17 protein-coding genes and 3 tRNA genes are annotated in these 18913 nt (G+C 66.5%); 14 read left to right on the plus strand and 6 right to left on the minus strand.

The window, feature by feature from the left end; translation table 11 throughout:
• The first annotated feature begins 71 nt into the window (after nucleotides 1–71).
• Genes BLS40_RS08355 through BLS40_RS08380 form a run of 6 tightly spaced genes read left to right on the plus strand, consistent with a single transcriptional unit; the run spans nucleotide 72 to nucleotide 6820 of the window.
• Nucleotides 72–965, plus strand: a complete 894-nt coding sequence (locus tag BLS40_RS08355; RefSeq protein WP_092151212.1) for a class C sortase — start codon at nucleotides 72–74, stop codon at nucleotides 963–965.
• Nucleotides 962–1774: a SpaA isopeptide-forming pilin-related protein gene (locus tag BLS40_RS08360; RefSeq protein WP_157672465.1), complete on the plus strand. Its 813-nt coding sequence runs from the start codon at nucleotides 962–964 to the stop codon at nucleotides 1772–1774. The genes BLS40_RS08355 and BLS40_RS08360 overlap by 4 nt, the downstream gene beginning before the upstream one ends.
• Nucleotides 1775–1811: 37 nt before the next feature.
• Nucleotides 1812–4958: a VWA domain-containing protein gene (locus BLS40_RS08365; RefSeq protein WP_172808016.1), complete on the plus strand. Its 3147-nt coding sequence runs from the start codon at nucleotides 1812–1814 to the stop codon at nucleotides 4956–4958.
• Nucleotides 4959–4977: 19 nt separating this feature from the next.
• On the plus strand, nucleotides 4978–5400 hold the full coding sequence (locus tag BLS40_RS08370; protein WP_092151220.1) for a hypothetical protein: 423 nt from the start codon (nucleotides 4978–4980) through the stop codon (nucleotides 5398–5400).
• 14 nt (nucleotides 5401–5414) lie between these two features.
• The gene (locus BLS40_RS08375; protein ID WP_092151223.1) at nucleotides 5415–6293 is read left to right on the plus strand and encodes a hypothetical protein; all 879 of its coding nucleotides are present in this window, start codon (nucleotides 5415–5417) and stop codon (nucleotides 6291–6293) included.
• Nucleotides 6294–6304: 11 nt separating this feature from the next.
• Complete coding sequence (locus BLS40_RS08380) at nucleotides 6305–6820, plus strand: GtrA family protein (protein ID WP_331710847.1); 516 nt, start codon at nucleotides 6305–6307, stop codon at nucleotides 6818–6820.
• Here the strand turns inward: BLS40_RS08380 and glfT1 are convergent.
• The gene (gene glfT1, locus BLS40_RS08385; protein WP_172808017.1) at nucleotides 6774–7673 is read right to left on the minus strand and encodes a galactofuranosyltransferase GlfT1; all 900 of its coding nucleotides are present in this window, start codon (nucleotides 7671–7673) and stop codon (nucleotides 6774–6776) included. The genes BLS40_RS08380 and glfT1 overlap by 47 nt on opposite strands.
• A 180-nt stretch (nucleotides 7674–7853) precedes the next feature.
• Here glfT1 and BLS40_RS08395 point away from each other — a divergent pair, with 180 nt between their 5' ends.
• The gene (locus BLS40_RS08395; protein WP_157672467.1) at nucleotides 7854–8639 is read left to right on the plus strand and encodes a hypothetical protein; all 786 of its coding nucleotides are present in this window, start codon (nucleotides 7854–7856) and stop codon (nucleotides 8637–8639) included.
• 138 nt (nucleotides 8640–8777) lie between these two features.
• Here BLS40_RS08395 and wzt read toward each other — a convergent pair whose 3' ends face one another.
• On the minus strand, nucleotides 8778–9575 hold the full coding sequence (wzt, locus tag BLS40_RS08400; protein ID WP_092151231.1) for a galactan export ABC transporter ATP-binding subunit Wzt/RfbE: 798 nt from the start codon (nucleotides 9573–9575) through the stop codon (nucleotides 8778–8780).
• Nucleotides 9576–9587: 12 nt separating this feature from the next.
• Complete coding sequence (gene wzm, locus BLS40_RS08405; RefSeq protein WP_092152240.1) at nucleotides 9588–10469, minus strand: galactan export ABC transporter permease subunit Wzm/RfbD; 882 nt, start codon at nucleotides 10467–10469, stop codon at nucleotides 9588–9590.
• A gap of 126 nt (nucleotides 10470–10595) precedes the next feature.
• Here wzm and BLS40_RS08410 point away from each other — a divergent pair, with 126 nt between their 5' ends.
• A complete protein-coding gene (locus BLS40_RS08410) occupies nucleotides 10596–11840 on the plus strand; it encodes an aminotransferase class V-fold PLP-dependent enzyme (protein WP_092151233.1) in 1245 nt (414 codons plus the stop codon).
• An 11-nt stretch (nucleotides 11841–11851) separates the two neighbouring features.
• Here BLS40_RS08410 and BLS40_RS08415 read toward each other — a convergent pair whose 3' ends face one another.
• Entirely contained in the window at nucleotides 11852–12787 is a 936-nt protein-coding gene (locus BLS40_RS08415) for an NAD(P)H-quinone oxidoreductase (RefSeq protein WP_092151236.1), read from the minus strand.
• Between the two features lie 63 nt (nucleotides 12788–12850).
• On the opposite strand from BLS40_RS08415, the gene BLS40_RS08420 reads away from it, so the two are divergent.
• Nucleotides 12851–12935 (plus strand) — tRNA-Ser (locus tag BLS40_RS08420).
• 22 nt (nucleotides 12936–12957) lie between these two features.
• On the opposite strand, the gene BLS40_RS08425 is transcribed toward BLS40_RS08420, so the two are convergent.
• Both BLS40_RS08425 and BLS40_RS08430 read right to left on the minus strand, forming a co-directional pair.
• Nucleotides 12958–14091 carry an alanine--glyoxylate aminotransferase family protein gene (locus BLS40_RS08425; RefSeq protein WP_092151239.1) on the minus strand — a complete coding sequence of 378 codons (1134 nt, stop codon included), beginning with the start codon at nucleotides 14089–14091 and terminating at the stop codon, nucleotides 12958–12960.
• An 11-nt stretch (nucleotides 14092–14102) separates the two neighbouring features.
• Nucleotides 14103–15125 carry a histidinol-phosphate transaminase gene (locus BLS40_RS08430; RefSeq protein WP_092151241.1) on the minus strand — a complete coding sequence of 341 codons (1023 nt, stop codon included), beginning with the start codon at nucleotides 15123–15125 and terminating at the stop codon, nucleotides 14103–14105.
• A 57-nt stretch (nucleotides 15126–15182) separates the two neighbouring features.
• Here BLS40_RS08430 and BLS40_RS08435 point away from each other — a divergent pair.
• The 5 genes from BLS40_RS08435 (at nucleotide 15183) to BLS40_RS08455 (ending at nucleotide 18911) form a co-directional block, all read left to right on the plus strand.
• Nucleotides 15183–15273: transfer RNA gene (locus tag BLS40_RS08435), tRNA-Ser, on the plus strand.
• A gap of 81 nt (nucleotides 15274–15354) precedes the next feature.
• Nucleotides 15355–16722, plus strand: a complete 1368-nt coding sequence (locus BLS40_RS08440) for a TrkH family potassium uptake protein (protein ID WP_092151244.1) — start codon at nucleotides 15355–15357, stop codon at nucleotides 16720–16722.
• Nucleotides 16715–17401 (plus strand): potassium channel family protein, encoded by a 687-nt coding sequence (locus BLS40_RS08445; RefSeq protein WP_092151247.1) that lies wholly within the window; start codon nucleotides 16715–16717, stop codon nucleotides 17399–17401. The genes BLS40_RS08440 and BLS40_RS08445 overlap by 8 nt, the downstream gene beginning before the upstream one ends.
• A 56-nt stretch (nucleotides 17402–17457) precedes the next feature.
• Nucleotides 17458–18777 carry a magnesium transporter gene (gene mgtE, locus BLS40_RS08450; protein WP_407922426.1) on the plus strand — a complete coding sequence of 440 codons (1320 nt, stop codon included), beginning with the start codon at nucleotides 17458–17460 and terminating at the stop codon, nucleotides 18775–18777.
• A 61-nt stretch (nucleotides 18778–18838) separates the two neighbouring features.
• A tRNA-Arg gene (locus tag BLS40_RS08455) sits at nucleotides 18839–18911 on the plus strand.
• Nucleotides 18912–18913: the final 2 nt, after the last annotated feature.

Raw genomic sequence — 18913 nt, forward strand, 5'->3', positions numbered from 1 at the left:
CCAGTAGGCGCACCCACGTGGGGAGGCGTCGAAAAACAAAGTATCCCCACCCGTATTTTTGAGGAGAGAACATGTCCATAGCCGCCCCGCCATCCGCTGGAGCACACCGCGCCCCCAGTGGCCCGATGCGGCGCGTCATCATTCCGGCGCTGATCATGCTGCTGGGCATGGCCGTTCTCCTCTACCCCGTTGTGGCCACCCAGTGGAACAACTGGCTGCAGCAAAAGGCGGTGTCCGAGTACCAGGCCGACGCCCAGGAACTCGCCACCAACGACCCGGCCGCTGCATCCGCGGCCGTGGAATCGGCGAGGCGCTTCAACGAGGCGCATACAGACGGTCCGATCTTCGACCCGTGGCTGGCCCGCATCTCCGAGGACAACCCGGAGTACCAGTCCTACCTCGACGAGCTGTCGGGCCTGACCGCTATGTCACACGTGGCCATCCCGTCCATCAACTCGAGCCTTCCCGTCTACCACGGCACCTCCGCGGAGACGCTGCAAAAAGGCGTCGGTCACCTCTACGGGTCTGCGCTGCCGGTCGGCGGCGTGAACAACCACACCGTGCTGACCGGTCACACCGGGCTGATTAACGCGACGCTGTGGGACAACCTCGTTGACGTCGAGGTCGGCGACGCCATTTATGTGTCCACCTTCGGCGAGCGGCTCAAGTACGAGGTCCATGACATTGAGGTCGTGCTACCCGATGAGACGGACAGCCTGAAATCCGTCGCCCGGCAAGACCTGCTGACGCTGATCACGTGCACGCCCTACGGCATCAACACCCACCGCCTGCTGATTCACGCCCACAGGGTGCCGATGGACCCGTCCGAGGCGGGGGTGTTTGACGAGTCGTCTCTGCACATGCAGTGGTGGATGTGGCCTGTTCTCGCGGTGGTCGCCGTGTCCTTGGCGGCAATGGCCAGGTGGATCTACATCCAGAACAAGCGGGCGAGGGAGCAGGCGTGAAAAGGCTTATTGCGGCGATAAGTGCGGCAACGCTCCTAGGCGCTCTTCCTCTCACGGCTGAGTCCGCCCAGGCGCAGACGCGCGTAATCACGGGCAACGACCGGGCGGTACCTGCCGGCGGCGTGGACACCTCACGCGGTATCGACCTCGTCGTGCGGGAACTGCCGGTCAACCCCTACGACGAGGTGCCCGAGGGGGCGTTGCCGTACGGCGGCATCGAAGGTCTGCGGTTCACCCTGTTCCGGGCCAACGGAGTCGACGTGACTACCCCAACGGGGCGTGCCGACGCCGCTCGGTCCCGGACCGAGGAAGAGTTCAACGCCCTGGAGGTCACCGAGGTGGCCTCCCGCCTGACAGACGGCACGGGCGAGGCCACGTTCGAGGGCCTGGCACCCGGCCTGTACCGCCTCGAGGAAACCGTGCCCGACGCCGAGCACAACTACCGCGTGACCACCCCCCGCTGGATGGTCCTGCCGTTCGTGTCCGCCACCGGAGACTCCTTCACCTACGAAAACGTCATCGTGGTCAAGGCGTCCGCTCCGGTTACGACGGGAGCGCCCAGGACGCCGGGTCCGTCTGGAACGGCGGGGACGCCCGACACATCCGACACCCCAGAGACACCCGACACCCCGGGCACGCCGTCCACAACCTCGGCCGCACCCTCCACGGTTGTGCAGCACTCCCCGGAAGGCGCGCCGGGCCGGCTGCTGGCTTCGACCGGCGCCAACGTCCTGTGGCTCACAGCCGCTGGGTTCCTCCTAATCGCGATCGGCTTCTGGATGAGCAGGGAGCGCGACGACCATGCGTAGAGCCACGACAGAACACGACACCAAGAAAGCGATTCCAATGAAACGCCGCAGGATCCGACACTCGGTGACCAAAGCAGCCGCCATGTGCGCAGCCGCCATCGGCGTCCTCTCTACCGCACCTGCCCCCGCGCAGGAGCCCTCCCCGGACTCCACCGGTGGACTCGTTGTGACCGATTCGCCGTGGACCGCCGTCACTTCCGACGGCTCCGTCGAGGCCGTGGACGGCGTCGTGCCTGAGCCTTCGACGGCACCTCCGACGGAACCTCCAACAGAGCAGCCCAACCCTCTCACCACGATGGACACCATGCTTGCGGAGCCGCAGGTGGTGGGCGACGTCTCCTTCGAATACACCGGACCCGCCCCCGACGGCACGCAGGTCTACCAGCTCGAAGCCGATGTGATCTTCCCGCAGACCCCCGACGGCCAAGTTCTCGCCGACCCCGAGGTCTCCTTCGTCCGCGAAGAATCCGCCGTGCCGCTTGTCGACGTCTCCGATCCTGCCATCGACGGAGTCCCGGTTCCGGAGACTTCCGTAGATGTGTTTGCCTACCCCGCGCCCGACAGCGAGGCCGCGCTTCCGGAAGATGTCACAGGCGACCTCATTACCTTTGACACCCAGTCTTTGGAGCTGGAAGGCGCTACTACATTCAGCACTGAGGTGCACTTGGCGAGCGTGGAAGAAGATCCGGCGGCCTGGTCTCTCTACACCGGTGCAGCCACCGCCACCGCCCTCAACGCTGAGGTGACAGCTCTCGAGGCATCACCGATGCAGGCACCGAATTATGGTCAGGTGCCTGCTGACCGCGCCCGTCTCGTGGTGCAGGTCGGCGGCGATCGTTTGACCACGACCACCAATTCCGCGACAAATGTCACGGGCCGCGTCAGCAACGTCTACAAGTACAAAGGCGAGCCAGGGGCAGTCCTGCAGCTATACCGCCCGCTGAACGACAACTCTTTTGGAAACGAAGACGCGAACAATCAACTCACTGCCAATGTGACTCCTGTTGCCATTAATCAGCCCTGGGCGACCTGTACATCCGACATCAATGGCGAGTGCGTCTTTGACATTCCCGTTTCCATCTTTGCGCCCGGAACCGAGAAATACTACTGGGTGGCCATGACAAAAGCGTCTCCGGGTTTCGAGGTGCAGAGTGTCATCAGGACCGGCGGCGGTGGTGGCGACGCCCCCGCTGGCGTTGACCTGCGCTACGCGTACGCAACTCCGTACATGCGGGATGCCGGCGGCCAGACGCTGTACTCGGGTGTTAGGTACCGGCGGGACCCCACCTACATTCTCGGTCGGTGGGGATCCGATTGGGAGACGAGCGGCTCGGTAATCCCGACCTCGTTCATGAACGAGGCACCCTCTGCGGACTTCTATCGAACCGACTGGGGAAACTACCTTTACTATGGCATGCGGCAAGATCGAAGCGCGCTCGGTGTCTTCCAGCAGGTTCGCTCGAACCCCCCGCTGAGCAATCGCTGCGGGCTCAACGTCGGCTTCATCGTCGATACGTCGAACAGTGTGGGAACAAGCGGCATGAGCACGATCAAAGCCATCCTCAACGGCGGGCGAATAGGCGGTTGGTTGACTGGGAGAAATATTGCGGGAGTCCTCCCGAGCTTGAAGTCGACAGGCACGCGTGTTGGTTTGGTGAGCTTCGGTAACTCTTCTCCGGGATCATCCAGTCAGTCGAATCAGCTCACACCGCTCAGCCTCAATAACGCTACGCAGTTTGGGACCGCGACGAACTGGGTCAACGTCCTCAACTACTCCGGGGGAACGAACTGGGAAGCCGGTCTCCGAAAATTCGTCGACCACAACGAGACGCAACTCTCTCAGGGCAGTAGGGGGGACGTCTACGACGTTGTGTTCATGATCACCGACGGCAACCCCACATTCCTGGATACCCGGACGCAGCCCGATAACGGAAGGATGGGGGAGTTCCGCCACGTAGAGGCGGCTATGGGCGTGGCAAACACCCTGAAGTCACAGGGCACCCGCGTAATCCCGGTGGGTATCCCGTCGGAATGGACAGGTTTCTTTGCGCCCGACGCTAATTCCCAGCTCAGCGTGTCTGACCCGAACCTGCAGGCGCTGTCCGGTGGTTCGAAGGGCGGGAGTGATTCTCGGAGCCTGCGCGCGACGGACTTCATTACCTTTACGGACGCCGAGGTCTTCCAGCAAGCACTGTTGAACACTCTCAATGAGTGCTCCGTCACCGTGGAGCGTCGCCTCTACGAGGGCAAGGACCCGAATGCCGTTGCCACCCCGTCTAACACCCGGGCCACCCTGCAGGAGTCGGCGTCGTGGAGCTTCGACGGCACCCTGGTTCCTATGACCGGGGCAACGACCACCCAGTCGGGGAAGCCGGTTGCTACCGCGGGCTCGGATAACCTCTTGGCCAAGTTCAACCTCAACGGAACCACCGGATACAAATCCATCACGGTGCGCGAGCCTTCATCCGGGGTTCCCGCAGACTGGTTGCGGATGGATGCCGCGGGCGGATATAACGCGCAGTGCACTGACTCCGCGGGCACACCCGTGAGCGTCACGGATGTTGATCCACGCGATCCAAACACGCCGACCAACGACTTCCAGCTCACCAACGTCCCGGTAACCGGCGGTATCCACTGCGTTGTCTACTACCGACTCGCCCCGACGGACTTTGATCTGCGCCTGCATAAGGTGGACGCGGAGAATCGGGATGTTGGCCTCGACGGTGCCGCCTTCCAGCTGGCCAGGCTCGGGGTGACGGCCGCGGACGACGCGATCGTCCCGCCGACTGCTCAGGCCAGCGGCGGCGTCTTCGCGTGGGACAAGCTGGAACCGGGCCGGTACCGGCTGACGGAAACTCGCGCCGCCACCGGCGGGTACTCCCTGCTGCCGCAGCCGGTGTACTTCCGGGTGGCCCGGGAGAATGGCCAGCTCGCGCTGTACATGCTCAACGGACCCACCGATCAAACCGGCACGCGCGTCAGCGCCAGCAACCAAATCCTCACCTTCCCCGTCGTGGGATTCGAGGCTGCCAATAACCAGGTGACCATGAAGGTGGCCAACGTCAGAGTCGGCGAGATGCCCGACACCGGCGGAATCGGAGTCGCACCATGGCTCGTGGCGGGGCTGACCATCAGCGCCCTCGGCGCAGCCTTCGCGGCACACGGTCGGCGCCGAGTGGCCTAGGCCACGTACGATTCAACCCATGACGGACGCTATCGACTACAACGCCCTGGACGACACCCTCGCGGGCCAGCTCGCCCAGGGCGGGTTCATCGCGGCGATGATCGCCGTGCCCGACCTCATCACCCGTCGCGGACCGCGGTTCGCGGCGTGGGCAGGTTTGGCGGCGCTGAATGTCGCGGCAGTCGGGGTACTCAACGCCACTGATGAGGACCCGCGCAACGATCTCACCGCGGCGATCGAGACCGCGCCGGGCGTTGCCTCCGGCCCGGTCGCAACCTGGGTGGCCATCGGTGCGGCGGCGTCGGCGCTCGTGGGAATCGCCGCTGCCGGCAATCGCGCGTTCGCTGGGTGGCTGCGTGGGAGAGGCGTCGATAAGCCATATTGCGCGATGGGACTGGGAGCTGGGCTCGCGTACGTCGCAGCGAAACAGGTGTCGGCGTAACTATATTGGGCGCCATGTCCACCACGGCGGGAATCGAACACCGGGCCACGGTGATCGACCTCGCCCTGGTACGCCCGTCTAACGGCAGGCGATCCACGCTCATGCTGCGCGTGTCCGCCATGAAAGGTGACGAGGAGGCGTACCGCTACATCGGCGTCGACGAAGCCATCTCGCTGCCGGATCTGGCGGGCGTCATCCGCATCGCCTTCCACCTCCCCGCCGGCGTCACCGCCCCGGCCGGGTTCTCCCGGGAGGCCGGTGAACCGCGCGCGGAGACCCTTATTACCCCGGAATCGACCCTTCGAGACGCCTTCCCCGCAGGGCGCACCACCATCTACTACAACTGGGGCCTGTGGCGCTTCGACATTGAGCTCGCCGAGGTCTACCCGCGCGACGAGTCCACCCCGCGGGCCGTCTGCGTCGCCGGATCCGGCGACTTCGGCACCGCGCCGCTCAACCTCGGCGACATCAACCGCGCGCTCATTGGCGACGACGCCGTAAGCGACGTCATGCGGCTGACCCGCCCGGAAGTGCGCGACGTTATCGGGCGCTCCAACATCTTCGACTTCGTCCTGCTGCTGAAGGCGATCGACCTGGCCCGGCCGACGGACGTGTCCCCACAGCAGCTTGAGGTGCTGGCGCAGCTGCCCCGCGAGCGCACCCGGCCAGGCCAAGACGCGTTCTGGTCGGTGGTGCTCGCGCTCGCTTGCCTTGCCGACGGTGACACCACCGACAGCGTCATCACCAGCACGTTCGAGGCCCTGGGACACGGTGCCGTGAGCGCGCGCGAGGTGCGGGGGATGTGCGCCGAGTCGCTCGCGCGTCTGTCCGAGGTGGAAGGCGCTTCGCCGGTTGCGCGTTTGGATGTCTATCGTGAGCTGCTTCGCGGGTAGGATGGTCGCCCGTGTCCCCGCAAGAAAACCGGTCAAGCTACGTCAACTCCGTGAAGAAGCAGCTCGTGCCCTTCATCATCATCGGTGTTGGCTGCGCGGTGATCGACTTCGGAATCACTCTGTCATTGACTGAGTTCACTGGCTTGTCGCGCGACATGTCAAAGGTGATCGGGTGGTGCTTCGGCACGCTGATTGCCTACGTGCTGAACTCGCGCTTTGCCTTCCAGGCCGAAGTGAACGTGAAGAAGGCCGGGGCGGTGTTCCTGCTCTACGCGTCCACGTTCGCCGTGCAGGTGCTGCTGTACAACATCACCGAAGGCCCGCTTATTGCCCTGGGGTTTGAGAACCCGTGGAAGGACCTCACCTCCTTCATCATCGCCCAGGGCGTGGCCACCGTGACCAACTTCGTGCTGCAGCGCCGGGTGATTTTCAGCGAGGAAACGAAGATAGTCTCCTCCTCCGAGCCGCGCACCTACACGGTTAAGGGCGACGAAAATCCTCCCGTGCCCCCATCCGCAATAGCCTGAGCCAGCTCGCGAACTCCCGCGGCTTCTTGCGCTGGATGAGGAAGAACCACCCGAAACGCACAACCTCTTGCAGCTTCATCGCCCGCATCCCGCGCTGGTTGATGATGTAGCCGCGGTTGCGGTACGTGAAGTAGCGCTTCGTCTCGTTGTCCGGCCACTGCGCGTGCGCGCGGCCGCCCATGATCGGGTGGAATTCGCCCGATCCGTCGGGGTGCAGGTAGAACGCCGTCAGCGCGGTGCCGTACTTCAGGCCCGATTGAGCTAATCGACGGTGGTACTCCACCTCGTCACCGCGGATGAACAGCCGGTAGTCCGGCACGCCGATGCGCTCCATCGCTAGCGCGCTGATGAGCGCCCCGTTGAACAGGGAGGCGTACTGGGGCAGGAAATCGCCCTCCAGCTCGGCGACCTCCCGCTTCCACGTCAGGCCCTGGCGGAGCGGGAAGGCGAGCCTCTCGGGGTTATCCATGTTGGCGACGACCGGGCTGACCTCGTCGAGCCGGTGTTGCTGCGCCACGCGGTAGAGCTCCTCCAGCGTTGCTTCATCCGCCGGGCGGCCGTCGTCGTCGGCGCACCACACCGCGTCGGCGCCGAGGGCCAAGGCGTGCAAGAACCCGTAGGCGAACCCGCCGGCGCCGCCCAGGTTGGTTTTCGACGCGAGGTAGACGGCCCGGTCGCCGGCGATCTCGTTGACCAGCCGTTTTACTTCTTCTTCTGCCCCGTTGTCCACCACGATGACCCAGTCCACCGGGTGAGCCTGTGTGGCCACCATCTGCAGCGAATGCCGCAGCAGGTCGACGCGCTTGTGGGTGACAATCACGGCGGCGGTGGTGCCGTGCGGGTTCAAAGTCATGCATTCTATTGTGCCCGAGGGAACCTTGGTGGCCTGTTTCGACTCTAAGAAAGTATGCATCTATTCAATTTCATGACTATTTCCTGCTCCTGGCCCATCTCACGCGACCCCGCGCCTGATCGCGTGCGCCTGACTCAGCGGCGCTACCTTCCTATCTCGTGCCTTCAACCTGAATGGGCTGTGGAGGTGCAAGCTCGCCACCACCCGCGGGCGCTGCGCTACCCAGCACCTGCTGCGGCGCGTGCCCTCGCCCATGCTGTGGAACGGCCCCGCGCTGTCCTCACCGGTTTTAGCGCTCTGGCGGTCTATGGCCTTCCGTATCTGGTGGAGGGCCACGACACCACCCTGAGCTGTCCGGTAGCTGCCAACTCCAACGGCGGTGCACTCACACCCACCATCAGGCGCTCAACGCACAAACCGGAGGAGGTGTGGACCGTCAAGGTGCAGGGCTACCCGTTTAGGGTGGCCGCACCTGCCGTCGCCACGGTGCAGGCCCTGAAAACCAGCGGCTCCGACATACTCCGCGCCGTGCAACTTGTCGACTGCGTGCGCCGATACTTCAGCATCACCCCAGAAGCACTGCGTGAAGCGGGACATTACAGAATAAGAAAACCCTGGTTGGACAAGGTGGTGCGGCTATCAAGCGCGCTGGCGGACTCTCCCAAAGAAACGGAGATGCGCCTGATGGTGCAGGAGCTGAGCCACCGGTTCCATGTCAGTGTCAGAGAGCAGTATCCGGTCTTTCTCGGGTCGCGCCTGATCACTGTGTTCGACCTCGCGCTGCTCGAACCGAAGATTGGGCTGATGTATGACGGCCAGCACCACTGGGACTTTCAGCAGCGGCAGAAGGATTCCCTAATCAACCTGGAAGTAACAACCCAGGGATGGACCCCTCTCCGGTTTTCAGCGGGCACTCTGCCAGAGCTTCCACAGCGCCTCGGCCGCCTGCTCAGTGAAAAATGTTGAGCTCGGTCAAATCCGACCTGGGGAAAGTGAAAAATGTGGGGGTCGGACCGCAACATTTTTCACTGCGGCGCTGAAGGGGCGGCGCTGAAAGGGGCAGAAGGGGCAGCGCTGAAAGGGGCAGCGCCCCGGTGCAACCCGCTACACCGCCCCCTCCCCGTGGAACCGTGTGACCAGATCGGCAACATACCCGCCGGCCTCCGGGCCCTCGTAGGCCGCAACAACGTCGGACACCAGCCCGGCCTGCCGGATTTCCCCCTTGTCCACCCACAGGGCGGTGGTGCACAGCTGCGCCAGGAAATCGTTGGAATGTGAGGCGAAGACCAGGATGCCGGAGCGGGCGACCATCTCGGCCAACTTCACCCGGGCCTTGGCCATGAAGGCGGCGTCGACGGCTCCGATGCCTTCGTCGAGAAGCAAAATTTCGGGCTCGATCGAGGTGACCACCCCCAGGGCCAGGCGCACCCTCATGCCCGTGGAGTAGGTGCGCAGCGGCATGTTCAGGTAGTCGCCGAGCTCGGAGAATTCGGCGATCTCGTCGATCTTCGCCTTCATCTGCTTGCGGGACTGGCCCAGGAACAGGCCCCGGATGATGATGTTCTCGTACCCGGAAATCTCCGGGTCCATGCCCACGCCCAGGTCGAAGACGGGCGCGACGCGGCCGCGCACGTCGGCGACACCCCTGGTCGGCTCGTAGATGCCGGACAACAGGCGCAGCAGGGTGGACTTGCCGGCTCCGTTGTGGCCGACGAGCCCCACGCGGTCGCCTTCGCGCAGGTGCAAGTTGATGTCTTTGAGCGCCTCCACGACGACGGTGTTGGCGTCGTTTTTGCCGATGGCCCCTCCGGCGGAGGAAACCACGGCCTTTTTCAGGGAGCGGGATTTGGCGTCGAAGATGGGGAAGTCGACGCAGGCGTTGTAGGTGTCGATGGCAACCACGGTGAAACTCCTTTACACCCAGTACGGGACGCGGAAGCGCCACTGGCGCATGACGGCGAGGGCGAGCAGGAGCCCGGCGACGGTGAACGCGCCGACGATGCCCCAGTGGTACAGCGGGACGTCAACCCCGATGAGCGGCCCGCGGACGATTTCGAGGTAGTGGTACAGCGGGTTGATCTCGGCGATCCTGGCGCGCTGGGCCACCTCGCCGCCCTGCTCCCGCAGCGTCTGGGTGGTCCACACGATGGGGGTGACGTAGAAGAGCAGCTGCACCAGGGCCTCAAGGAGCGGGGCGACGTCGCGGAACCGGGTGGCGATGATGCCGAACAGCATGGTCACCCACACCCCGTTGACCACGAGCAGAGCGAGCGCGGGGATGGCCAGCAGCGTGTGCCACGTAAGCGGGATGCGGAACACGGCCACCAGGATCACCCAGATGACCATGTTGTGGGCCAAAAACAGCAGCTGGCGCCACACCAGCCGGTAGACGTGCACGGACAGCGCGGACGGAAGCTGCTTGATCAAGCCCTCGTTCTCGATGAAGATCTGGGAGCCGTCCTTGATGCAGCCGGCGATGAAGCCCCAGATGATGAAGCCGACCGTGACGTGGGGGAGGAACTCGCGCACGGAGATCTGGAACAGCATGGAATACAGAAGGCCGAGGGCGAGCGCCATGACGCCGGTGGCGATCGTGATCCACAGCGGGCCCAGCGTGCTGCGGCGGTAGCGCTGCTTGATGTCCTGCCAGCCGAGCTGGAGCCACAGCTCGTGCTGCCGCCACCCGCTGACAAGATCCGCGAACGCCATCGAGAATGTTCTCGACCGCGACGCGGGGGTCGCGTCGTGGGTGTCGGTGGTCATACGTGAGACGTCGGCAAGCAATCGGTCCCGCATCTTCTGGTTGTCCTGCACACGAAACACCCTATCCCAGGGCCGTGAGGGCGAGTGTGCGCCCGGGGTGCGGCGCGTGCATAATTGGTCTCATTGATCGGGGTGTGTTCGAAATCAGGAGGTTAGTTCGTGTCCTTCGACGTGGCGGGTGTGCGCGGTCTCTACACCTCGCTGTCTGACGGCTGGATCTACCTCAACGCCCACGATTGCCCCCAAGTGCCCGAGCGGGTGTCGGCCGCGGTGTCGCGCTCGTTCCGCATGGCCACCGCCGTGTCGCGGCCGGAGCCGGCGGGCGGCACCCATTCCAAGCCGTCCTCGGGGTGCCCCGAGGGCCGGGCCCTGCTTGACGACGCCGCCGTGGCCGTCGCCGATCTCGTCGGCGCAACCCCGGAGCGCGTCGTCCTCGGCCCGGGCCTGCCCTACCTGTACGCCTCGCTGGTCACCGCGATGCACCCGCTTCTGCGCCGCACCTCCAACGTGGTGCTCAACAATGTCGACCGCCCCGAGCTCACGGCCGCCCTGCGCCGCGTCGAGGCCGGCGTGCGCTGGGCGGCGGCGGACCTGGCCACCGGCGAGCTGCCGGGTTGGCAGTACATGGATGTAGTCGACGGCGCCACGCGGCTGGTGTCGGTGCCCGCCGCGCACCCGCATCTGGGCACGGTGGCCCCCGTGGAAGAAATCGTGGAGACGGTCCGCGCCGCCTCGCGGGCATGGGTGCTTGTCGACGCCTCCTCCTACGCCCCGTACCGCCCCATCGCATTCGATGAGTGGGGCGCCGACATCGTCGCCGTGGACCTGGGGGAGCTGGGCGGGCCGGAGATCTCCGCCCTGGTGTTCCGGGACGAGGCGATGCTCGGGCGTCTCGAGCCCGTGGGGGACCCAGCCGCGACCGGCGTGGCGCTGGTGGGTCTCGGGGTCTCCCCCGGGCTCGCGGGCGCGGTGGCGTCCACGGTTGACCACTATGCGTCGCTGAGCGACGCGCCCGCCGGGCGCGCCTCGCGCAGAACCCGGCTGGCCGCGTCGATGACGGAGGTGGCGCGCTACCTCAACGGGCTGCGCGACGAGCTAAACACCTCCCTGGGAGCTCTGCCCGCGGTGCACATCGTGGGCGTGTCGGGCGAGGCGGCGGCCGAGGCGGATTCGGACGTCGACCGCATTCCACGTTTGTCCTTCGGCGTGCGCGGGGTGCCCGCCGAAACGGTGCACCAGCGCCTGCTCTCGCACGGGATCGTGGCAACGCTGACCCCGCGGAGCACGCTGACGGACGAGATGGGAGTCGACGAGCTCGGCGGGGCCGTCACGGTCTCGCTCGCGCCGTTCAACACCACGGCGGATATCGAGCAGCTCATCCGCACCGTGGCGTCTCTGGCCTAAGGGCCTTGGCGCTACACCTCGAGCACGATCTTTCCGGTGTTCGCTCCGGAGTCGAGGTACTCGTGGGCGGCGGCGGCGTCGGCAAGCGGGAACGTCTTCGACACGTTGGCCTTGATCTGGCCGCTCTCGAGCAGGGGCCAGACGTTGCGGAAGGTGGACTCGACCACCGCGGCCTTCATCGGGCGGGGCCGGGCGCGCAGGGTGGTGGCGTGCACGGACTGGCGGCGGGTGAGCATCCTGCCCAAGTTGAGGGTGCCCTTGGTCCCGCCCTGCAGGGCGATGACCACCAGGCGGCCGTCGTTGGCGAGGCTGCGGACGTTGCGCTCCAGGTAGGACCCTCCCATGACGTCGAGAATGATGTCGCAGGAGCCCTCCAGCTCCTCGGCGAAATCCTGCTCGCGGTAGTTGATCGCGATGTCAGCGCCCAGCTCGCGGCAGTAGTCCAGCTTCTCCACGCTGCCCGCGGTGGTGGCCACCTCGCACCCCAGCGCCTTGCACAGTTGGACGGCAAAGGAGCCGACGCCGCCGGCGCCGCCGTGGATGAGCACGCGGTCGCCCTCCTTCACGCCGGCGAGCATGCCCAGGTTGGCCCACGCGGTGTTGGCCACCTCGATCACGCCGGCGGTGTCCACCAGGCTGAAGCCCTCCGGCGGGGTCATGAGCTGGCCCTTGGGCACGGCGACGTACTCGGCGTAGCCGCCGCCGGCGAGCAGGCAGCCGACTTCCTCGCCGGTGCCCTCGATGGTGCCCGCGCACTCCAGGCCGATGATCTCGGACTCGCCCTCCGGTGGTGGGTACATGCCCTGGGCCTGCATCAGGTCGCCGCGGTTCACGCCAGCCGCCGCGATCTTGACCAACACCTCGTCCTCCCGGGGCTCGGGGGTGGGCACGTCGACCAGTTCGAGGGAGCGGGGGTTTCCGGGGTCGGTAAGTTGGATAGCTTTCATGCCGACCCATGGTAGGCCCACGTTGCCGGGACTGCCCGAGCCATGGGTTACAATCGCGTCACTGGAGACGTGGCAGAGCGGCCGAATGCACCGGTCTTGAAAACCGGCGAGGGTTACACCTCCGCGGGTTCAAATCCCGCCGTCTCCGCCCCCCTTTTTATTCCCGCTTCTTACTTCCGGGCGGCGTCGAGGGCGTCGATAAGCCGCTTCGCGGCCGCCTGCGGGTCCTCCCACTTGTCCAGGCCGAACAGCCCGATGCGGAAGGTGGAAAAGCCCTCGCCCTCACCGATCTGGAGCGGCACGCCGGACGCGATCTGCACGCCCTGGGGTTTGAGCGCCGCGCCGGACTGCAGTTCGGGGGAATCGGCGTAGAGCACGACGACGGCGTTGGACTCGTAGCCCGCGGCGGCTACCGAGACGTAGCCGCGCTCGTACGCTGCCTCGCGCACGGCGCGGCCGAGCTCGACCTGGCGCTGGGCGAGCACGTCGAGGCCCACGGCGAGGGACTCCTTCATCACCTCGAGGTTGCGCACGATCGTGTCGGTCGGCAGGGTGGAGTGGTAGGCGGCCTTGCCGTCGCGGTAGCCCTCGAACAGCTCGAGCCACTTGGCCAGGTCGAGGGTGAACGACGTGGACTCGCTGGCGACGACGGCGTCGCGGGCGCGGTCGTTGAGCATGACGTAGCCGGTGGCGGGCGAGCCGGACCAGGACTTCTGCGGGGCGGAGATCAGCACGTCGACCTGGGCCGCGCGCATGTCGGTGAAGTCGGCACCGGCCGCGATGCAGTCGAGGACGAACAGGGCGTCGGCGGCGCGGGTGGCTTCGCCCAGCGCCGCGGTGTACTCCGCACCCAGGGTGGTGCCGGAGGCGGTTTCGGTGTGGGCGGTGATCACGAGGTCGGGGCCGAACTCGTCGATGGCGGCGCGGACGTCCTCGATCGCCGGGGGCGCGTAGGACGGGGTGTCCGAATCGTCGGTGGCAACCGCTTTGAGCACGCGGACCTGGTCGGTAATCGCCCCCTTCTCAATGATCTGGGTCCACCGGTAGGTGAAGTTGCCCTGCCGGATGATCAGCACCTTCTTGCCGGTGGCGAGCTGGCGCGCGACGGCCTCCATCGCCGCGGTGCCGCCGCCCGGGATGAGCGCGGCGGTATCGGCGTTGTAGGTGTCGGTGAGGATGCCGAGCAGCTCCTGGGTCGCGGAGATGAACTTCTGCGACATGTGGTTCAGGGAGCGGTCGGTGAACACCACCGAGTACTCGAGCAGGCCGTTCGGGTCGATGTCATTGTGCGGAAGGTGCGTCATAGCACCCAACATTAGCCCTGGATGGCGCTCCAGGCGCGCATAAAGCGCTCCGCTTCCTCCCTGTTGGTCACGGTGACGCGCAGCCCCTCTGCGAAGGCGCGCGTGAGCACGCCTTCGGCGGCGAGCTTCGCGCTTATCGACGCCGCGTCGACCCCCGGCAACCACACGGAGTTCGCCTGCGTGCGGGCGGCGCCGACGTGGTCGGCGACTTCGTCGCGCACGCCGACGGTCTCCTGCGTGCGCGCCCAGACCTCGTCCTGGGCCGCCAGCGAGGCGATCGCGCCGGCTTGAGCCACGGAGCTGACCTGGAAGGGGATGGCTACCTTGGTGATCGCCTCGATGATGTCTTTCGGCCCGTAGGCGTAGCCGACGCGCACCCCGGCCAGGCCGTAGGCCTTGGAAAACGTGCGCAGTGCAACCACGTTCGGGTACTTCCTGATCACTTCGGTGCCCACCACGGCGTCCTCGTCGCGGTTGTACTCGAAGTAGGCCTCGTCGAGCGCCACGGTGACGTGCTCGGGCACCCGCGCCATGAACGCGTCGAACTCGGCGCGGGTGACCACCTGGCCCGAGGGGTTGTTGGGGGTGCAGACGAAGATCAGGGACGTGGAGGCGTCGATAAGCGAGGCCATGGCCGCAAGGTCGTGCTTGCCGTCGCGGTCGACGGGGACGGGGCGGGCCTCGGCGCCGACGACCTGGAGGAAAATGGGGTAGGCCTCGAAGCTGCGCCAGGCGTAGATGACGTTGTTGCCGGGCGTGCACGTGGCCTGCACCAGCTGCTGGAGCAGGGCGGAGGAGCCGTTGCCCACCGCGACCTCGTCCACGCCCACGCCGAGGTGCTCCGCCAGGGTCTCGCGCAGCTCGACCGCGAACATGTCCGGGTAGCGGTTCGCCCCGCTCGCGGCGGCCGCCATCGCCTCGGCCGCCGCGGGCAGCGGGGCCTCCGCGGACTCGTTGGAGCTGAGCTTGAGCGCGTCGTCGGCGCGGGTGCCGGGGACGTAGGGCGGGATGGCAGCGATGTCGGGGCGGATCATGACAGCCAAGTCTATTTGGTGCCCGGGCTCGGCGTTGGGTAAGATGCGTGGAGGTCTGGAGACGTGCCAGAGTGGCCGAATGGGGCTCCCTGCTAAGGAGTTGCCCTCTTGACGAGGGCCGCAGGTTCAAATCCTGTCGTCTCCGCCACATATCTTCTACCCCCATCCGTGAATCTGCGGGTGGGGATTTTCAATGCGCTGACCACAAACGGGTCTATGCTTTCCGCTCGTGGATAACACGCTCTCGCCCGCGTTCTGCGGGCCGGCGCGGCTGACCGCCGCCGTTTTCCTCGGCCTCATCCTCGCCGGGACACTCCTTCTCATGATGCCGTTTTCCACGGCCGGGCCGCAGCCCGGGTGGGCGCCGTTTTTGCCGTCGTTGTTCACAGCCACCTCCGCCGTGTCGCTGACGGGCCTGATCGTCGTGGACACCGGCACGTACTGGACCCCGGTGGGCCAGGCGATCATCCTCGCGCTCATCCAGCTCGGCGGCCTCGGCATCATGTCCCTGGCCTCCCTCTCCGGGCTGCTGATCACCGGCCGCATCAGCTTCAAGGCGCGCAAGACCGGCGCGGCCGAGGGCAGGCCGGTCACCTCCGGCGGCATCAAGCACGCGCTCATCTTCACGGTGGCGTTCACGCTGCTGACCGAGGCGGTCGTGGCGGTCGTCGTGGCGCTGCGGCTCATGGTGCACTACGGCCACCCGCCCGCGCGGGCCGCCTGGGAGGGCGTGTTCCACGCCGTCTCCGCGTTCAACAACGCCGGGTTCAGCACCAACTCCGACAACCTCGTCCCCTTCGCCGCGGACGCGTGGATCCTGCTGCCGCTCGCGGCGGCGCTCATCAGCGGCGGGCTGGGATTCCCGGTGTGGGCGGAGCTCACGCGGCGGCTGCGGCTGAGGCGGCTGGGGAAAGCGCAGGCGCACCGCTTCTCCATCACCGCGCGCATCACGCTGGCGGCCACGGCGTTCCTCGTGGTCGCCGGCACCGTGTTCGTGGCCCTGGTGGAGTGGAACGGGTTTTTGGGCGGGATGCCGGTGTGGCAAAAGCTGCTCAACGCGTTCTTCGCCGGGGTCTCGCCGCGCACGGCCGGGTTCAACGCCGTGAACTACGCCGACGCGCACCCGATCACCCTGATGGGCACCGACATCCTCATGTTCATCGGCGGCGGCTCCGCCGGCACGGCGGGCGGAGTGAAGGTGACCACCGTGTGCGTGCTTCTCGCGGCGATGGCGGCCGAGTTCCTCGGGCGCGAGGACACCTCCATCGGGCACCGCACGCTGCCGCGCTCCGCCACCCGCCAGGCGCTCGCCCTGACGTTCGCGGGCGTGGTCGTGGTCACCGCGGGCGTGGGCGCGCTGCGCCTCTTCGACCCGGAGTTCACCGGCGACCAGGTGTCCTTCGAAGTCATGTCGGCGTTCGCCACCGTGGGCCTGTCCACCGGGATTACGGCCGACCTCTCGGCACCGTCGCAGATTATCCTGTGCCTCATCATGTACCTGGGGCGCGTCGGCCCCACCACACTCATAGCGGCGCTGGCTGCCCGCGCGGTCAGCAGGCGCTTCCGTTACCCCGAGGAAAGGCCCTTCATTGGCTAACTTGTTCAGGATGGGCGGCGCGAAGCCCACCATCGACATCCCGCCCGTCGTCGTCATCGGCCTGGGCCGCTTCGGCACCGCGCTCGCGCGCGAGCTCATGGTCCACGGCGTCGAGGTGCTCGGCATCGACACCAACGAGAAGATCGTCACCGAGCAGGCGCCGTACCTTACCGAGGCCGTCACCGCCGACACGACCGATCCGGAGGCGCTGCGCCAGCTCGGGGTCGACGAGGTCGAGCGGGTGATCCTGGCGATCGGCTCCCACCTGGAATCCTCCATCCTCACCGCCTCTAACCTGGTGGAAATGGGGATCAAGGACATCTGGGCGAAGGCCGACTCGGAGGCGCACGCGCGCATCCTCACCCAGATCGGCGCGCACCACGTCATCCGCCCCGAGCGCGACACCGGCCGGCGCGTCGCCCACCTGCTCGGCGGCCGCTTCCGCGACTTCGCCGAAATCGCCACCGACTACGGCGTCACCCAGCTCACGCCCCCGCCCTTCCTCGTCGGCCACCCGATCTCGCCCGACGAGCTGTGGCGCGCCCACCAGGTCCAGCTCGTGTCCGTGCGCCAGAGTGACGGGCACTGGACGCCGCTTGTCAGCGGCTCCACCCTCACGTCCACCGACATCATCGTCGCCGCCGGAAGCCCCGGCGCCCTCGAGAAGTTTTCCAAGTAGAGGAGATTCACGTGAAGATCTCTGACCCGCATGCCGTGCGCCTGCTGGAGAGGCGTTTGGGTGGGCGTCGACACGCGCTGGCGGAAGAGCTGGAGGAGATCAAGGACCAGCTCGAGACTTTAAGTTTCCGCGACATCACCGGCCTGGTGATGCGCACCAGCCCCGTGCGCGGAGCGAAGCTGCTGCGCCTGCTGCCTCCGGAGCGCTCGGCGGCCGTGTTCGACGCGCTCAACCCCGCCCACCAGGCCGACATCATCACCGCGATGGGCGACGAGCGGGTGGTTGACTACTTCGGGTCGATCGGCGCCGAGGACCGCGTAGCGCTGCTCGACCACCTGCCGGCCGAGATCGCCGACCGGCTCATCCGCGAACTCGACGAGGGCGACCAGGAAGTCACCAACGTCGTGCTCGGCTACGCCAAGGGCACGGTCGGGCGCCGGATGTCGCCGAAGGTCCCGGTGGTCACGCCCTCGATGACGGTCGACGAGGTCGTGGCCACGCTACGTGCCGACGTCGACAGGCTGGAGACCATCTACACCATCCCCGTCGTCGACGAGGATCGCCGAGTGTGCGGCGTGCTGCGCCTCCGCGCTCTGTTCGGGGCCGAGGGGACGGACACCGTCGCGGACGTGATGGAGCCGCCGTTCGTGTTCCGCGCCGGCGACGACCTCGAGGATTCGGCGCGCTGGCTGCTGTCTTCGGCACGCCTCGCCGCGCCCGTGGTCGACGACGACAACCGCCTGCTGGGCATCTTGACCTACGACGAGGCGCACGACGTGGTTGAGGGCGCCAACAGCGAGGACTCCGCGCGCATGGGTGGTTCCGAGGCGCTGCGCCAGCCCTACCTGTCCACCCCCGTGATCCGGCTCGTGCGCAGCCGCATCGTGTGGCTGCTCGTGCTCGCCGTTTCCGCGATCCTGACGGTCAAGGTGCTCGACGTATTCGAGGAGACCCTGCACAAGGCCGTCGTGCTCTCCCTGTTCATCCCGCTGCTCACGGGCACCGGCGGCAACACGGGCAACCAGGCGGCTACCACGGTCACGCGCGCGCTCGCGCTTAACGACGTCCGCAAGTCCGACGCCTTAAAAGTCATGTGGCGCGAGCTGCGGGTGGGCATGACGCTCGGTGCGGTGCTGGGCGTGCTCGGCTTCGGCATCGCCACCGCCGTCTTCGGGCTGCCGATCGGCACCGTCATGGGTGCCACCCTCTTCCTCATCTGCACCATCTCGGCGACGGTCGGGGGCATGATGCCGATCATCGCCAAGGCCGTCGGGGCCGACCCGGCCGTGTTCTCCAACCCCTTCATCTCGACCTTCTGCGACGCCACCGGCCTGATCATCTACTTCTTCATCGCGAAGGCGGTTCTTGGCATTTAAACGCGTGACCTGCCGTTTTGGCGGTCTACGGGGTGCGGTGTAATGTTCTATCTCGTTGCAAGCGCCCGTAGCTCAACGGATAGAGCATCTGACTACGGATCAGAAGGTTGGGGGTTCGAATCCCTCCGGGCGCACA

This window comes from Corynebacterium mycetoides (assembly GCF_900103625.1).
In the GTDB taxonomy this organism is placed as follows: Bacteria; Actinomycetota; Actinomycetes; order Mycobacteriales; family Mycobacteriaceae; genus Corynebacterium; species Corynebacterium mycetoides.

Bases quoted from the DNA above. Each gene is read 5' to 3' on its own strand.
- BLS40_RS08415 (WP_092151236.1), bottom strand. From the start codon at position 12,787: ATGAAAGCTATCCAACTTACCGACCCCGGAAACCCCCGCTCCCTCGAA.
- glfT1 (WP_172808017.1), bottom strand. From the start codon at position 7,673: ATGACTTTGAACCCGCACGGCACCACCGCCGCCGTGATTGTCACCCAC.
- wzm (WP_092152240.1), bottom strand. From the start codon at position 10,469: ATGCGGGACCGATTGCTTGCCGACGTCTCACGTATGACCACCGACACC.
- BLS40_RS08425 (WP_092151239.1), bottom strand. From the start codon at position 14,091: ATGACGCACCTTCCGCACAATGACATCGACCCGAACGGCCTGCTCGAG.
- BLS40_RS08430 (WP_092151241.1), bottom strand. From the start codon at position 15,125: ATGATCCGCCCCGACATCGCTGCCATCCCGCCCTACGTCCCCGGCACC.
- BLS40_RS08355 (WP_092151212.1), top strand. From the start codon at position 72: ATGTCCATAGCCGCCCCGCCATCCGCTGGAGCACACCGCGCCCCCAGT.
- BLS40_RS08365 (WP_172808016.1), top strand. From the start codon at position 1,812: ATGAAACGCCGCAGGATCCGACACTCGGTGACCAAAGCAGCCGCCATG.
- BLS40_RS08370 (WP_092151220.1), top strand. From the start codon at position 4,978: ATGACGGACGCTATCGACTACAACGCCCTGGACGACACCCTCGCGGGC.
- BLS40_RS08375 (WP_092151223.1), top strand. From the start codon at position 5,415: ATGTCCACCACGGCGGGAATCGAACACCGGGCCACGGTGATCGACCTC.